This is a genomic window from Dactylosporangium sp. NPDC006015 (genome assembly GCF_040614215.1).
In the GTDB taxonomy this organism is placed as follows: Bacteria; Actinomycetota; Actinomycetes; order Mycobacteriales; family Micromonosporaceae; genus Dactylosporangium; species Dactylosporangium maewongense.
This window is the reverse complement of record NZ_JBEXUD010000019.1, coordinates 73,872-89,432: the sequence shown is the minus strand read 5'-3', so window position 1 is coordinate 89,432 and position 15,561 is coordinate 73,872. Positions and strand designations below refer to the sequence as shown.

11 protein-coding genes are annotated in these 15,561 nt (G+C 71.6%); 7 read left to right on the top strand and 4 right to left on the bottom strand.

The genetic code is table 11. The annotated features are described in order from the left end of the window. Positions 1-76: 76 nt before the first annotated feature. The gene (locus ABZ321_RS30530) at positions 77-616 is read left to right on the top strand and encodes a hypothetical protein (RefSeq protein ID WP_354897623.1); all 540 of its coding nucleotides are present in this window, start codon (positions 77-79) and stop codon (positions 614-616) included. Between the two features lie 29 nt (positions 617-645). Here ABZ321_RS30530 and ABZ321_RS30525 read toward each other — a convergent pair whose 3' ends face one another. After that, complete coding sequence (locus ABZ321_RS30525) at positions 646-2,745, bottom strand: carbohydrate-binding module family 20 domain-containing protein (protein WP_354897621.1); 2,100 nt, start codon at positions 2,743-2,745, stop codon at positions 646-648. A 17-nt stretch (positions 2,746-2,762) separates the two neighbouring features. Next, entirely contained in the window at positions 2,763-5,705 is a 2,943-nt protein-coding gene (locus ABZ321_RS30520; RefSeq protein ID WP_354897618.1) for a carbohydrate binding domain-containing protein, read from the bottom strand. A gap of 286 nt (positions 5,706-5,991) precedes the next feature. Between ABZ321_RS30520 and ABZ321_RS30515 the strand changes: the two genes are divergently transcribed. The 3 genes from ABZ321_RS30515 (at position 5,992) to ABZ321_RS30505 (ending at position 11,930) form a co-directional block, all read left to right on the top strand. Beyond that, the gene (locus ABZ321_RS30515; protein ID WP_354897615.1) at positions 5,992-8,046 is read left to right on the top strand and encodes a carbohydrate-binding module family 20 domain-containing protein; all 2,055 of its coding nucleotides are present in this window, start codon (positions 5,992-5,994) and stop codon (positions 8,044-8,046) included. 194 nt (positions 8,047-8,240) lie between these two features. Continuing rightward, entirely contained in the window at positions 8,241-11,546 is a 3,306-nt protein-coding gene (locus ABZ321_RS30510) for a family 16 glycoside hydrolase (protein ID WP_354897612.1), read from the top strand. A 132-nt stretch (positions 11,547-11,678) separates the two neighbouring features. After that, positions 11,679-11,930 carry a hypothetical protein gene (locus ABZ321_RS30505; RefSeq protein ID WP_354897609.1) on the top strand — a complete coding sequence of 84 codons (252 nt, stop codon included), beginning with the start codon at positions 11,679-11,681 and terminating at the stop codon, positions 11,928-11,930. Here ABZ321_RS30505 and ABZ321_RS30500 read toward each other — a convergent pair. Further along, a complete protein-coding gene (locus ABZ321_RS30500; protein WP_354897606.1) occupies positions 11,908-12,573 on the bottom strand; it encodes a methyltransferase domain-containing protein in 666 nt (221 codons plus the stop codon). The two genes, ABZ321_RS30505 and ABZ321_RS30500, sit on opposite strands and share 23 nt — an antisense overlap. Before the next feature lie 133 nt (positions 12,574-12,706). Between ABZ321_RS30500 and ABZ321_RS30495 the strand changes: the two genes are divergently transcribed. From ABZ321_RS30495 to ABZ321_RS30485, 3 genes are all read left to right on the top strand, one after another. After that, positions 12,707-13,606, top strand: coding sequence for an ADP-ribosylglycohydrolase family protein (locus tag ABZ321_RS30495; RefSeq protein ID WP_354897603.1), 900 nt, complete (start codon positions 12,707-12,709; stop codon positions 13,604-13,606). Between the two features lie 61 nt (positions 13,607-13,667). After that, positions 13,668-14,180, top strand: coding sequence for a SigE family RNA polymerase sigma factor (locus ABZ321_RS30490; protein ID WP_344504137.1), 513 nt, complete (start codon positions 13,668-13,670; stop codon positions 14,178-14,180). After that, a complete protein-coding gene (locus ABZ321_RS30485; protein ID WP_354897600.1) occupies positions 14,180-15,232 on the top strand; it encodes a hypothetical protein in 1,053 nt (350 codons plus the stop codon). Before ABZ321_RS30490 ends, ABZ321_RS30485 begins: the two co-directional genes overlap by 1 nt. On the opposite strand, the gene ABZ321_RS30480 is transcribed toward ABZ321_RS30485, so the two are convergent. Then, positions 15,229-15,525, bottom strand: coding sequence for a hypothetical protein (locus ABZ321_RS30480; protein WP_344504134.1), 297 nt, complete (start codon positions 15,523-15,525; stop codon positions 15,229-15,231). The genes ABZ321_RS30485 and ABZ321_RS30480 overlap by 4 nt on opposite strands. Between the last annotated feature and the right edge of the window lie 36 nt (positions 15,526-15,561).

Genomic DNA, 15,561 nt, shown 5'->3' with positions numbered 1-15,561 from the left:
GGCGCTGAGGCCCGGACCGGGGCGGCGAGCAGGCACGACGCCCGGGCCGGGTCGCCGGAGCTGACAGAATCGGCCCATGTGGGAAACGCGGTTCCTGTCGCTCCGCGAGGCGTGCGCGGTCACCGTCCTGGCCTGCGTGACCGGCGGGGTCCTGCTGGGCGTCGCCGGGCGTTTCTCGGCGGCCGACGAGCGGGTCCGCACGGCTCCGCTGTGCACCGCGGAGCAGGCCTTCACGCCGGCGCGGTGCCGGTTCACGTTCGACGGCACGGTCACCGACGCGACCGGCTCCCGCGCCGGTCTCGACGTCTGGGGGCGGCACTACACGGTGGACGCCGTGATCAAGGGCGCACCCGAGACCCACGTCGGCAAGGCGGTGCGGGTGACGATGTACCGCGGCGAGCCCGTGCGTGTCGAGGGCCCGTCGCTGGTGTTCGACGTCGATGGCACGCCCGCGAGCCGGGCGGACTTCTGGCGTAACACCGGCTACGTCCTCCTGCTCGCCGGCGTGTTCGGCGGCGGTGGCAACGTGGTCGTCGCCCTGCTCACCCGCCCCCGGAAGACCAGGTCCGAGGGCGCCGGCCGACCTGGGACGCAGGCCGGAGCCCAGGCCCGCTGAACAGCGGACCCGGGCTGCGGCGGGGTGAACTACTTCCAGGGGGCGTTGACGGTCTGGTTGGCGGTGCCCGTGTTCAGGGTGCGGTTGGCGCCGCTCTCCCAGGTGACGTTGCCGGCGCCGTCCTTCTTGATGAACTTGTACTCCACCGCCGTGTTCGACGGCAGCGTGACGGTGCCGGACCAGACCGGGTAGTTCGCGGAGGACAGGGCGATCGCGTTCGCCGTGTTCCACGAGCCCAGCGCGGGGATCGAGCCGACCACGTACACGTTCTGGCCGAGGACGGTGGTGACGGTCGCGTTGAAGTTGACCGCCGGGTTCGTGGTCGTGGAGCCGTTCCAGGTGGTGCTGACGGTGCCCGTGCCGTTCGCGGGCACGGTGTACGTGTGGTTGCTGCCCGGCTCCCAGGTGACGGCGCCGGCGCTGGTCTTGGTGATGAACTTGTACTCGACCGCGGCGCCCGCCGGGAGCGTCACGGTCTTCGTCCAGGCGGAGCCCGAGGCGGTCATGGGGATGGCGTTGGCGGTGTTCCAGGAGCCGAGCTCCGCGACGGAGCCGACCAGGTAGACGGGGTTGCCCGTGGGCGCGCCGGTCACCGTGAACGCGACGCCCGCCGGCACCGGCGACGAGGTGGACGGCGTCGGCGACGGGGTGCCGCCGGTGACGCGGGCGTTGACGTGCAGCGCCACGGCGTCCTTCGCGTTCGCGCCGACCGTGGCCTGGCCGGAGCCGTTGACGGTCACCGTCGGGCCGCTGCACGTGCCGGCGGAGGCGGTGTAGTCGCCGTGGATGACGTCGCAGTAGACGCCCGCCGGCAGGCCGGTGCTGAACGTGCGGGACGCGACCGACCCGCCGCCGTTGTTGATGAGCGTCCAGCCGAGCGCGCCGCGGGAGAAGGCGATCGCGTTGGAGCCGTCGCTCCACCAGTTGCCGACGGTCGTGCTGGCCTTGGTGGCGTTGTGGAAGCCGACCATGTTGCGCACGGACCGCTGCCGGTGCTGGCACTCCCAGCCGCTGCCGCAGGTGACGCCGGTGACGTAGCCGTTGGCGTCGGCGGGCGGGGACGCGTCGTTGTTGGTGAAGCTGAACGAGCTCATCACGTTCGGGGTGCCGTAGTTCCACGCCAGCATGAAGACCGTGGCGAGGGTGTCGGTGCTGCCGTTCTTGTAGCTGAGGGTGGAGCCGTTGCGTTCGGTGTCGTGGTTGGACACGAACGCGGTCGCCTTGTCCGACGGGCGCAGGCCCCAGCTGGTCCCGAACGTCTGCAGGTTCGCGATGCTGCCGGTGAACTGGTTCTTCAGGTTGGTGGCGTAGTTGAACTCCAGGACCCCGCCGATGCCCTCGTAGGCGGCCATCGACAGGTTGCCGCTGCCGCCGGGCATGACCTCCTGCGCCCAGTACACGTTCTGGTTCGTCAGCTTGCCCTTGATGGCGGCGAGGTCGGCCTGCGCCATGTGCTTGGCCGCGTCGATGCGGAACCCGTCGACGCCGACGCTGATCAGGTCGTTGAGGTAGCCGGCGATCTTCGTGCGGACGTAGTCGGTCTCGGTGGTCAGGTCGGAGAGGCCGACGAGCTGGCAGTTCCAGACCTCCGTCTGGTTGTTCCAGTCGTGGATCTGGTTGTCCGCCTGGGGGCAGGCGCCCGGGTTGTGGTGGAAGTCGTTGTACCCGTAGCCGGCGCTCGGGTAGCTGTAGTTGTTGGTGAAGGACGCTGGCCCGTACGCGGTCGTCGAGGACTGGTTGGCGCCGGTCATGTGGTTGATGACGGCGTCCACGTACACCTTGACACCCGCGGCGTGGCAGGCGTTGACCATCGCCGTGAACTGGGCCCGGGTGCCCATGCGGCTGTTGAGGTCGTAGGCGGCCGGCTGGTAGATGTCCCACCACGGGTGGCCGGCCACGCTGATCGAGTCCTCCGGCGGCGCGACCTGCACGGCGCCGTAGCCGGCGGGGCCGAGGACGTTGGTGCACTCGGTGGCGATGGACGTCCACGGCCACAGCCACAGGTTGGCGATGACGTCGTCGGAGGCGACGGACGCGTCGGCCTGACGGTCGGCGGACAGCAGCGGGTAGGCGAGCGCGCCGGTCATGGCGAGCGCGACCGCGCCGATACTCAGGACACGTTTCTTCACAGGGGTGTCTCCAATGCTCAGCGGAGGTAGGGGCCGGCGGTGCCGACCCGGCCCGGCGCGGGGTTGCCGGGCAGCGACAGCACGTAGACGCGCATGGCGCCCTTGGCGGTCACGGTGGCGGTGAGGGTGCCGCCGGTGACGGTCTGCACGTCACCAGTGACGGCGTCGGTGTAGGTGCCGTTGGGGATGCCGGTGAAGGTGGCGGTGCTGGAGATGGCGACGAGGACGAAGCTGTCCACGCTGCCGGCGGTGTAGCGGCGCTTGTACGCGATGCCGCCGGAGACGCCCGCGGTGGAGTACTGCCCCATCTGCAGTGCCGGCACCGCGCGGCGGATCTGGTTGAGTCGCTGGACGTGCTGGACGAGCGGCTTGTTCAGCGTCGTGGCGACCGGGCCGCTGGCGCTGGCGACGGTGCCGTAGCCGGAGGCGACGACCGTGCCCTCCACATAGGACCCGAAGTAGGCCCGGCCGGTGTTCGCCAGGGGGCACGTCGGGCCGCAGTCGATCTGCTTGCCGGCCTGGAACTCGACCTCCGAGCCGTAGTAGAGGACCGGGACGCCGCGGAACGTCCACATGAGATCCATGTTCTCGGCCCACGCATCCGTCCCGCCGGCGTAGCGGGTGCTGGACTTGTTGGGGCCGTAGTCGTGCGAGTCCACGTACACGGCGTTGTACGTGGCGTCGTTGACGCTGTCGTCGGAGTCCTTGCCGTTGTTGAAGGCGTTGGCGGCGTCACCGAAGTTCATGTGCATCCGCATGTCGATGATGTTCATGCCGGAGAACTGGCTGTGGTCCGGCGCGTGGTAGAGGTTGCCGTTCAGGAACGCGTTCGTCGACGTCGGCTGGTTGCCGGTGCCCTGCAGGTTCTCGTAGTTGAACTGCTCCAGGGCCGCGGTCGCGTCGTCCGCGCTGTAGGTGCGCCGCTCCTTCCACGTGTAGAACTGCGCGGAGTGGTTGACGGAGCCGCGGTTCCACTTGTCGTTGACGAACGCGGCGACCTCGCCGAAGACGTAGAAGTCGTTCGCCTTCGCGGCACCGTACTTCTGGACCAGGTGCTGCTGGAGGGCCGGCAGGAAGCGCCGGTTCCAGGTGACCCGCGGGATGTGCACGGCCGTGTCGATGCGGAACCCGTCGACGCCCATGTCGATGTAGGAGTTGTACGCGTCGATGAGGTACTGCTGCACGACCGGGTTCTCGGTGTTGAAGTCGGCGAGGTCGTCGTGCAGCCAGCAGGAGCGGGCGTCCTCGCCTTCCCAGTTGCCGATCCAGCACTGGTGGTACAGGTCGGCGGGGAACATCTTCGCCGTCGGGCTCGGCCACTGGCAGTGGTGGTTGGCGTAGCCTTCGGGGCTGAACGTGCCGTTGGTCTGCCCGTAGTTCGGGCAGGTGTTGCCGGCGGGCGCGGTGGTGGACCACAGGTCGCCGTTGTAGGCGCGGCCGAGCGCGTTCTCCTCCAGCGGGTTGTACGTCTTGCCGGGGACCTTCTCGCTGTACATCCAGTCCCACTGCCCGTCCCGGGCGCCCCACACGGTCGGCACGTACAGGCCCTTGGCGCCCCAGCGGGAGCTGTGGTTGTAGACCACGTCCTGGTAGATCTTCAGGCCCTTGGCGTGCGCGGCGTCGATGAGGTTCTGGTAGCTGGCGCCGGGCGACTCGAGGCGTGGGTCGACGCGGAAGAAGTCCCAGCCGTGGTAGCCGTGGTAGTCGTAGTCGGACCGGTTGAGCACGACCGGGGTGATCCAGATCGCGGAGAAGCCGAGGCCCTTGATGTAGTCGAGCTTGTCGACGAGGCCCTTGAAGTCGCCGCGGAACATCGGGTCGTTGTTGGCCGCGTTGCCCGACTTCACGTGCTGGCTGCCGCCCCTGTCGTTGGAGGCGTCCCCGTCGTAGAAGCGGGCGGTGAGCACGAAGTAGATGCTCTCCTTGCGCGGGTCGCCGCCGAGCATGGATCCGCCGGCGGGCAGCGGCGGCGCGTCGCCGGTCGTGACGGTGACGGTGCTGGACGCGCCGGAGAGGTTGCCGGCGGCGTCGACGGCCTTCACGGTGTACGAATAGCTGGTCCTCGGCGCGAGGCCGCCGTCGATGTATCCGTTGGTGGCGGTGGTGAGCACGGTCGCGCCGGGGTTGCGGGTCACCTGGTAGCCGGTGACACCGCGGTCGTCGGTCGAGGCGGTCCAGGCGAGCGTGACGGTGACGTGGTCGGCGGTCGCGGTGACGCCGCCGGGGACGCTCGGCGGGGTCGTGTCGGGCGGGACGGCCGCGCACGGGTCGGTCGCGCCGCCGGTGACGACCCCGCCGGCGACCTTCGACGTGCCGGCGTCGATGCGGTAGTTGGCGCCGTTGTTGTTGTCCCACGTGCCGGAGCCGTTGTTGAACACCGCCTGCATGCCGGTGGCGGCGCCCAGCGCGACGGTCTTCTTCACCCAGCCGGCGCAGGCGACCTCGTTCATCGCGACGCCCGGCACCGCGGTCCACGCCTCGCCGTTCGGCGCGTAGTGGATGTTCACCACCGGCCAGTTCCTGCCGGCGGTGGAGTAGAAGACGGTGGCGGTGTTGCCGGTCGGCGGCGGGGTCGTCGGCGTCGGCTGGCCGCCGCACGGGTTGCCGGTGCCCGCGACACCGCCGGCGACCGTGACGTCGCCGGTGCCGAGGGCGTAGTTGCGGCCCGAGTTGTTGTCCCAGGTGCCGGAGCCGTTGTTGAACACGACCTGCAGGCCGTTGGCGGACCCGAGGTCGATGGTCTTGCTGTACCAGCCGGTGCAGGCCGGCGTCATCGCCACGCCCGGCACGGCCGTCCACGCGCCGCCGTTGGGCGCGTAGTGGATGTTGATGGTGGTCCAGGCGGCGGCGGGCTTGTAGTAGACGGTGACGGTGGTGCCCGCGGCGGCGAGGGCGGGGACGACGAGGAGGGACGCCAGCAGCGTCAGGACGGCGAGCAGCAGGGCTCTTCTTCGGGACACGGGGTGCTCCTTGCGTGCATCGATGCGGCGGCGGACCGACCGACGTGACAGCCTGGCGGGGCATGGCAGCGCGTGGAGGAAGACTGATCTGGCCGATTGACACATGTCAAGCTTCTTGCAAAAATCACCAACTCCTCACCGGACAGATCCGGGCTGAGCTGCTGAAACCTCGACGCCATCTTGCAAAGATCAACAGGTCTTTACCGGCGCGTTACGGGAAGCTAGCATCAGGGCGCTCTTGCAAGACCTTGCAACTCCTGCAAGCCGCCTACAGTGGAGCGTATTCGTGAAGCGTCCCCTCATGCTCGCGGCGGTCCTCGCCCTGACCGCCGTCGGGCTCAGTGCCCCGCCCGCGGCGGCGTCCCCGGACCGCGGCGACGTCACCGCACACCTCTTCCAATGGCCGTGGCGCGACGTCGCCCACGAGTGCCGCACCACCCTCGGCCCGGCCGGCTACGCCGCCGTGCAGGTCACCCCGCCCCAGGAGCACGTCGAGTTACCCGCGCAGGGGTATCCGTGGTGGCAGGCGTACCAGCCGGTCAGCTACAAGCTCGACAGCCGCTACGGCAACCCCCGCGAGTTCGCCGGCATGGTCGAGGCCTGCCACCGCGCCGGGGTCAAGGTGTACGTCGACGCCGTCATCAACCACATGTCGGGCCAGACCACCGGCGGCGTGGGCAGCGGCGGCACCCGGTTCGGCAAGTACGACTACCCCGGCCTGTACGACAGCACGGACTTCCACCACTGCGGCCGCAACGGCGACGACTGGATCCACGACTGGAACGACGCGTGGGAGATCCAGCACTGCGAGCTGCTCGGCCTGTCCGACCTCGCGACCGAGCAGGAGGACGTGCGCACCGACATCGCCGGCTACCTCAACGGCCTGCTGCGCCTCGGCGTCGACGGCTTCCGCATCGACGCCGCCAAGCACGTCCCGGCGGCCGACCTCGCCGCCATCAAGGCCAAGCTGAAGCGGCCCGCGTACCTCTACCAGGAGGTCCTCGGCAACGCCCCGATCCCGAAGTCCGACTACCTGCCGGTCGGCGACGTCATCGAGGACGCGTACGGCCAGCAGATCAGCCGCGTCGTGAAATCCGGCAAGCTCAGCTGGCTCGACCAGTTCGGCGAGGCGTGGGGCTTCTCCCCGTCCGCCACCGCCGTCGTCTACGTCGACAGCCACGACACCGAGCGCGACCAGAGCGGCGCGACCCTCACGTACAAGGACGGGCCGCTCTTCGCGCTCGGCAACGCCTTCTCCCTCGCGTGGCCCTACGGGCACCCGCTCGTGCTGTCCAGCTACGGGTTCACCAGCACCGACGCCGGGCCGCCGGGATCGTCGGCCGCCGGCGACCTGGGCGCCGTGCGCTGCGGCGGGGTCACCAGCGGCCCCGGCGGCTGGCTCTGCCAGCAGCGGGACACCGCGACCACCGGCCTGGTCGGCTTCCGCAACGCCGCCGGCACCGCGCCGGTCAGCCGTTGGTGGAGCGACGGCGACAACGCGATCGCCTTCGCCCGCGAGGGCCGCGGCTACATCGTGCTCAACCGGGAGAGCACCGCCGTCACCCGCACGTTCGACACGGGCCTGCCGGCCGGCGTCTACTGCGACGTCACCCGCGGCACCGTGCGCGGCGACCGGTGCACGGGCCCGACCGTCACCGTCGGCAAGGGCGGCGCGCTGACCACGACGGTGCCCGGGCTGAGCACCCTCGCGATCGACGTGCGGCACCGCGTCTCCCGGCCCGTCGCGGCTCCCGCGGCGGCGGTGTCGTTCTCCGCGTACGCGGTGGTCGCCCCGGGCGAGCGCCTCGTCCTCGTCGGCAACGCCCCCGCCCTCGGCGCCTGGAACCCCGCGAACGGCGTGCGGCTGTCCTCCAGCGGCTATCCACAGTGGACCGCGCGGGTCCAGGTCCCGGCCGGCACCGCGCTGGAGTACAAGTACGTGAAGCTCGCCGCCGACGGCACGGTCACCTGGGAGAGCCGCCCCAACCGCACGGAGACCGTGCCCGCCGACGGCTGGCTGTCCACCTCGGACGGCTGGGAGGCCGGCGCCACCGTCCAGGGTGACGTGACGCTGCACGTCGCCGAGGAGCCGGGGCAGCAGCTGTTCCTCGTCGGCGCCGCGCCTTCCATCGGCTCGTGGAACCCGGCGAACGCCGTGCCGCTGACGAAGGCGGCGGACGCGACGTGGACCGGCCAGGTGACCCTGCCGGGCTCGGCGGTCGTCGAGTACAAGTACATCCGCAAGGACGCCGCCGGCACCGTCACCTGGGAGAGCGACCCGAACCGAACGGTCGCCACCCCGTCGGGCGGCAGCATCGCCCTGAACGACACCTGGCGCTGACCGGCAGCACTTTCGGTCTGATCGACAGAAGTCATGGACATTCGAGCAAAAGTCTTCTAGCGTGGCTGACACATCGAGGGCCGTCACCGCAAGGTGGCGGCTCGCGGTGCCCGTGTCGCCCTTCGGCGAGCGCGCGGGAGTTCTCAGGGCGGCGCACCGTGCCGCCGGACAACTCCTACCCTCTGGAGCGCTCGATGAGGAGAACCGTCCTCGGCGCGGCGGCCGCCGTCCTGATCGCGGGCCTGCTGCCCGCGACGCAGGCCCGCGCCGCCGTCCCGCCGCAGGAACCCGGCGTCACGCTGCGCGTCTTCGACGTGCAGACGCCGCTGAGCTCGATCTGCACCCTCAAGACCGGGCAGACGCCGAACATCGACAAGCTCATGCCGACGGTCAACTGGAGCACGGCCGCCGACTTCGGTCTCGAGGACCTGTTCCAGGCGCAGGTGACGGGCAACGTCAACGTCACCGCCGCCGGGTCGTACATCTTCCGGCTCACCAGCGACGACGGCTCCCGGCTGCTCGTCGACGGCGCGACCGTCATCAACCACGACGGGCTGCACGGGGCGACCGCCATGGACGGCACCGTCACCCTCGGCACCGGCTACCACGCGATCCGGATCGACTACTTCGAGCGGACCGGCGGGCAGCAGCTGACCCTCGAGTGGCGGCCGCCGGGCGCGTCCGGGTTCACGGTCGTGCCGAACTCGGCGCTGAGCACCGACGCCGGGGTCGTGCGGGTGACCGCGCCCGGGCGCAAGGAGTGCGAGGGGGCCGCCGACAGCCCCGGCGACGGGCTGCCGCTGAACGCCGTGCATCCCGGGTACACCTTGACCAACCTCCGCCCGAACGGCTTCCAGCCGCAGGTGAGCGCCATGGACTGGCTGCCCGACGGGCGGCTGGCGATCACGACCTGGGGCGGCAGCAACACCACCGTCGGCGAGGTCTACCTGCTCAGCGGCGTCACCGGCGCCACATCGCCCGCGCAGGTGACCTACACCAGGATCGCGACCGGCCTGCGCGAGCCGATGGGCATCAAGTACGTCGACGGCAAGCTGTACGTGTCGCAGAAGCACGAGCTGACCGAGCTCAACGACACCAACGGCGACGGCCAGATCGACCAGTACCGCACCGTCGCGACGTGGCCGTTCGACGGCAACTTCCACGAGTTCGCGTTCGGGCTGCTGTACAAGGACGGCTTCTTCTACCTGAACCTGTCGGTGTCCATCAACCAGGGCGGCGCGACCACCGAACCGCAGGGCTCGCCGAACCGCGGCACCAGCCTGAAGATCAACCGCAGCACGGGCGCGGTGCAGTACGTCGCCGGCGGCCTGCGCACCCCCGACGGCATCGGCTGGGGCCCGGAGGGCGACATCTTCGTCACCGACAACCAGGGCGGCTGGCTGCCGGCCTCGAAGCTGGTGCGCATCAAGCAGGACCGGTTCTTCGGCCACTACACCAACCCGGACGGGCCGTTCGACAACCAGCCGGTGACCGCCCCGGTGCTGTGGCTGCCGCAGAACGAGATCGCCAACTCCCCGAGCACCCCGCTGCTGCTGTCCAGCGGCCCGTTCGCCGGCCAGCTGCTGTTCGGCGACGTCACCTACGGCGGCATCCAGCGCGCGTACCTGGAGAAGGTCAACGGCGAGTACCAGGGCGCGGTCTTCCGGCTCACGCAAGGCCTGGAGATGGGCGTGCTGCGGCTCAGCCAGGGCCCCGACGGCGCGCTGTACGCCGGCGGGCTCGGCGCGGGCGGCAACTGGGGTCAGGAGGGCAAGCTCACCTACGGCCTGCAGAAGCTCACCCCGAACGGCGCCTCGGCCTTCGAGATCAAGGCGATGCGGGCGATCGCCGGCGGCTTCGAGCTCGAATACACCCAGCCGGTGTCCTCGGCGACCGCGGCCTCCTACGTGGCCAAGCAGTGGCGCTACGTCCCGACCCTCGCGTACGGCGGCCCGAAGGTCGACGAGGAGACGCTGCAGGTCACGTCCGCCACGCTGTCCGCGGACCGGCTCAAGGTGACGCTCCAGCTGGCCGGCCTCAAGCCCGGCCGGGTCGTCTACCTGCGCTCCCCGCGCCCCTTCACGTCCACCACCGGGGCGTCGCTGTGGAGCACGGAGGCGTGGTACACGCTGAACAGCCTCGTCGACGGCACCCTGGCGCAACCGGGCCGGCTCGAGGCGGAGCACGCCGGCCTGAGCGGCAGCGCGCACGTCGCGACCGACCACAGTGGATACACCGGGTCGGGTTTCGTCGCCGGCTACGGTACGGCCGGCGCGGCGACCACGTTCAGCGTCACGACGCAGACGGCCGGCGCGTACGACGTCAACCTGCGCTACAGCAACGGCCCCAACCCGTCGCCGGGGACGAAGACGGTGAGCCTCTACGTCAACGGCGCGAAGGTCCGCCAGGTCAGCCTCGCCAGCACCGGCGACTGGGAGACGTGGGCCAACGCGGTGGACCGGGTGACGCTGCGGGCCGGCGGCAACACCATCGCGTACAAGGTGGACAGCGGCGACATCGGCCACGTGAACCTCGACAGCCTCACCGTCGGCCTGCCGCCCGGCGACCGCACCGGCACCATCACCGGCGCGGACGGCCGGTGCGTCGACGTCAGCAACGCCGACACCGCCAACGGCACCAAGGTCCAGCTGTGGGGCTGCAACGGCACGACCGCGCAGAGCTGGACCCGCACCGGCGACACCCTGCGCGCCCTCGGCAGGTGCCTGGACGTCAGCGGCGGCAACACCGCGGCCGGCACCCCGGTGCAGCTGTGGAACTGCAACGGCAGCGGCGCCCAGGTGTGGCAGGCCCAGCCCGACGGCGCGCTGCTCAACCCGCAGTCGGGCCGGTTCCTCAACGCCGGCGGCGCCGCCCTGCAGATCGGCGACGCGCGGCAGGTGTGGACGCACAACGGGGTCAGCCGGGTGCAGCTGTTCGACGGCGGCAACCTCAACGCGTTCGCCGCGTCCGACGGCAGCGCGGCGACCTGGCCCGTGTCCGGCGGATCGGTGGAGGTGCTCGGCGGTGACCTGCGCACCAAGCAGACCTACGGCGACTTCAAGCTGCACGTGGAGTTCTGGCTGCCGAACCTGCCGCCCGAGGTGACCGGCCAGGCGCGCGGCAACAGCGGCATCTACCTGCAGGACCGCTACGAGCTGCAGGTGCTCGACACGTACGGCAGGGCCACCCTCGCCACCAACGAGTGCGGCGCGATCTACCTGAAGCGGGCACCGGACAGCAACCCGGCGACGGCACCGGAGACGTGGCAGACCTACGACGTCACGTTCCGCGCCGCCCGCTGGAACGGCGCGACGAAGACGGAGAACGCCCGCGTCACCGTCGTGTGGAACGGCGTCGTCGTCCACAACGACGTGGCGATCGACGGCCCGACCGGCAACGGGGCCGCCGAGTCCGCGGCCGCGCTGCCGATCCGCCTGCAGGACCACAACGACCCCGGCGCCAACGTCCGCTACCGCAACATCTGGATCGAGCCCGCGTAGGGCAAGGGCGTGTCTGGTAAGTCGTCGACCTGGTTGGCTGCGTGTCGGTGATAGATAGGAAACGAGGTCTCCGGTAGGTGGGTCAGCGACCAGGCAAACCTGAATACCGGAGACCTCGTGGCCAGCTAGGCGGTGACGAGGCGGCACGATCTCACCGACGCGCAGTGGTTCGACCCCGAGCGCTACAAGCTGGAGGAGAAGGGCCTCATCGAGCGGGCCGTCGACCCCGCCGACACGCGGGCCAGGCGGCTGCGGGTCACGGACCGGGGCGCCGAGGTCGCCCAGCGCGCGATCGAGGCCGTCGAGGCCGCCGATGCCGCGTTCTTCGCCGGTACGGACGCAGCCGCCGTCATCCGGACGCTCAAGCCCCTGGCGGGTCGCTGACGGGCACGGCGGAGAAGAACTGGCGGCCGCCGCGCAGGTGCCGGTCGAAGCGCAGCCCGGTGGCGAGGAGGGCGGCGCGCATGTCGGCGTTGCTGAGGCGGCGGACCGAGTTGCGCAGCTCCCAGGTGGTGCCGCCGCGGCGGTAGGTGTTGTGACCGTCCAGGACCGTGCCGTCGAAGGACTCGATCTCGAACGTGACCTCGAGCGGGCCGAGCCGGCCGGTGAACCGCACCGCCGTGTCGAACCACGACGGCGGCAGCCAGCGCAGCACGACCAGGCCATCGGGGGTGACGTGCCGGCGGCACGCGGCGAGCAGCTCGTCGCGCAGCGTGACGTCGGCGGCGTTGACGCGGGTGGTCGCCGCCAGCACCACGGGGAAGCGCTCGCCGAGGTCCAGGCCGCCGAGGTCCGCCTGCACGGTGCGGGCGTCGCGGACCTGGGCCAGCATGCCCGGCGAGTCGTCGACGACCACCACCTCGTGACCCAGTCCGGTGAGGCCGTTCGCGAAGCGCCCGCCGGCGTGGCTGAGGTCCAGGATCGCCGCGCCCGGCGGGACCTTGGTGTGGACGAAGGCCGGTTCGCCGCCGTCGGGCAGCACCGCGTAGAGACCGACGGGGCGGCCGTCGGCGGTGACCTCGGACATCAGGCAACCATGCCATGCGCAGACGGTTGTCGTGCGCCGCTTGCGGCGCATGGGGGGCCCGCGGGGTGGGAACCCCCGCGCGGGACCCGCCGCTTGCGGTGGGGCAGCTGGTGACAGCATGATTGCCCGCGACATGACCTCACTCGACCTCTGTTACGAAAGCCTCGACGGGTTGTCCGTCGGCGACGCGGTCGGCGCCCAGTTCTTCGTGCCGGGCACCACGCTGTCCCACATCACCGAGGCGAAGGAGCCGCCCGGCGCCTGGCCGTGGACCGACGACACGGAGATGGCCTGCTCGATCGTCGACGAGCTCGCGGTGCACGGGCGCATCGACCGGGACAGGCTCGCGTCGGCGTTCTCCCGCCGGTACGAGCCGTACCGCGGCTACGGCGGCGGCGCCGTCGTCGTCCTGCACCGGATCCGCGACGGCGTGCCGTGGCGGGAGGCGTCCCGGGACGCGTTCGACGGCCTCGGCTCGATGGGCAACGGCGCCGCGATGCGGGTCGCGCCGCTCGGGGCGTTCCACGCCGGGGACTCGCGCAGCGCCGCGCTCGACGCGATGCGCAGCGCCGAGGTCACCCACGCGCACAGCGAAGGCATCCTCGGCGCGGTCGCCGTCGCCGTCGCGGCCGCCGAGGCGGGCTGGGGGCGGCTCGTCGACGCGCCGCTGGAGCCCGGCGAGCTGTTCGACGCGGTGCTCGCGTACCAGGTGGACAGCCAGGTCAAGAGCGGCCTGGAGCGGGCCCGCCGGCTCGTCGACGAGGGCGCGGGCGTGGCGGAGGCCGCGTACGTCCTGGGCAACGGCTCGCAGGTGCTCGCGCAGGACACGGTGCCGTTCGCGCTGTGGGCCGCCGCGACCCACCTCGCCGACTACCGCGCGGCGATCCTGGCGTGCGTGGAGGCCGGCGGCGACGTCGACACGACGGCCGCGATCACCGGCGGTGTCGTCGCCGCGGCGGTCGGCCGCGACGGCATCCCGAAGGACTGGCTCACCCACCGCGAGCAGCTGCCGGGCTGGGTCGCGGCACCCTGAGGCCGCGATGCAAACTTTCCGGCACCGACGGCGTCAATGGCGGTGAAGGAGGTGCCACGTCGTGGAGACACCCGAGGAGGCCGAGTTCTCGGCCTTCGTCGAGCAGCGCGCGCACGCGCTGCTGAAGACGGCGTACGCGCTGACCGGGGACCGGCACGCCGCCGAGGACCTCGTGCAGAACGCCCTGGCGAAGGCGTTCGCCCGGTGGCGGCGCATCGACGAGCCTGAGCCGTACCTCCGGCGGATGATCTACAACGAGTTCGCGTCGGGGTGGCGCAGCCGGCGCCGGCAGGCGGAGGTGACGGTCGCCGAGCCGCCGGACCGCGCCGGCACCCGGCACCTCGACTCCGACACCGCGCTGCGGCTGCTGCTGCGCGACGCCCTGCGGGCGCTGCCGCCCCGGCAGCGGGCGGTGCTGATCCTGCGGTACTTCGAGGACATGAGCGTGGAGGAGACCGCCGAGATCCTGTCCTGCCGGGTGGGCACGGTCGCCAGCCAGGCGTCCCGCGGCCTGGCGAAACTGCGCGAGCTCGTGCCGCAGCTCGACTGGGTGGAAGTGGGAGGTCGGCACTGATGCGCTTCGAGCGGCTGCTCCACGAGACGATCGACGAGATGGCCGGCGAGGTCCACGCCCCCGGCGCCGGCCTCGCCGCCCGCAGCATGGCCAAGGGCCGGCGCATCCGCCGGACCCGCCGCCTGGCCGTCGGCGCCGCCGCGGCCGTGGCGGTCGCCGCCGTCGCCGTGCCGTGGCTGGCCCTGCCGCACCGGGACGGCGCGGCGCCCGTGGTGCCGGCCGCGTCGGTGACGGCGTCCCGACAGGCGTCACCCGCGGCGACACTCGCGTGGGGGTCGGGACTCCCCGGTGGCTGGGTCGTGACCAAGATCGGCGACCGGGTGCTCGACCGGGCGACCGGCGAGCTCGTCGCCACGTCCGGCGTGGTGTGGCCGGCGCCGGCCGGCAAGCGGGTCCTCACCGTCGTCGCCCCCGAGAAGGTACGGATCAGCGACGTCCGCGGCACGAACCCGGTCACCGTCGACACCGCCGGCTTCGTCGGCGACTACAGCTGGAACGCGATCGGTGACCGCCTCGTCGGCGGGATCAGCCAGAAGGAGCCGTTCCAGGTCGGGTTCGCCGTCATCGACGCCGGGACCGGTGAGGTGCGCCGGCACTGGATCGACCACGACCGGTACGACTGCAGCGAGTGCACCTTCACCTGGACGCGCGACGGCGGCGGCGTCACGCTGCCCATCGCCGACCGCTCCGGCGGTGAGGCGGAGGAACGTGTCGACCACCTCCAGTACTTCGACGCCACGTCCGGCGAGGCCAGAAGCTTCGCGCAGGTGCCGGCGATGCCGTCCGGCCCGTTCTCGTGGTCTCCGGGTGGCCGGTACGTCGTGGCCGGCCCCCCGGTGCCCGGGGCGTCGGCGGGCTGGCGGCGCTTCGACACCACCACCGGGCAGAGCGTGCCCTTCCCGGGGCCCGCGGTGTGGGTGACCGCCGACGTGCTGCTGGCCGTGCGGGACGGCAAGGTGCTCGTGGTGACCCCGGACGGCACCGTCACCGCCACGCTCGACGTGCCCGGCGCCGAGCCGGGCACCGCGATCAGCATCGGACCGCCGGGCTAGCGGGGCACCCGCAGCGGCCGCTCGACGGCGTCCTGGGCCGCCAGCAACGCCATCAGGTCGCGGTACGCGGCCGGGTCCAGGTCGCCGGTCAGCAGCCGGTCGAACGCCTTCGCCTCGCGGCGGGCCAGGACGGGGCCGGCCGGGCGGGGCGGGGGGAGCGGGCCGAAGCGGGCGGCGAGCCACCTGGCCGCCCGCGGCTCGTACGCGCCCTCGAGACGGTGGTGCCGGATCATCCACGCGTGGAGGGCGATCAGTACCGCGTACGCCACGGCGACGAACAGCACGACGAGCACACCGAGCAGGGTATCCCCCCGACGTGCGGGGCCGGT

What these genes read in the sequence shown, in the direction of transcription:
- ABZ321_RS30495 (WP_354897603.1), top strand. Translation starts at nt 12,707, where the DNA reads ATGACCTCACTCGACCTCTGTTACGAAAGCCTCGACGGGTTGTCCGTC.
- ABZ321_RS30510 (WP_354897612.1), top strand. Translation starts at nt 8,241, where the DNA reads ATGAGGAGAACCGTCCTCGGCGCGGCGGCCGCCGTCCTGATCGCGGGC.
- ABZ321_RS30485 (WP_354897600.1), top strand. Translation starts at nt 14,180, where the DNA reads ATGCGCTTCGAGCGGCTGCTCCACGAGACGATCGACGAGATGGCCGGC.
- ABZ321_RS30500 (WP_354897606.1), bottom strand. Translation starts at nt 12,573, where the DNA reads ATGTCCGAGGTCACCGCCGACGGCCGCCCCGTCGGTCTCTACGCGGTG.
- ABZ321_RS30530 (WP_354897623.1), top strand. Translation starts at nt 77, where the DNA reads ATGTGGGAAACGCGGTTCCTGTCGCTCCGCGAGGCGTGCGCGGTCACC.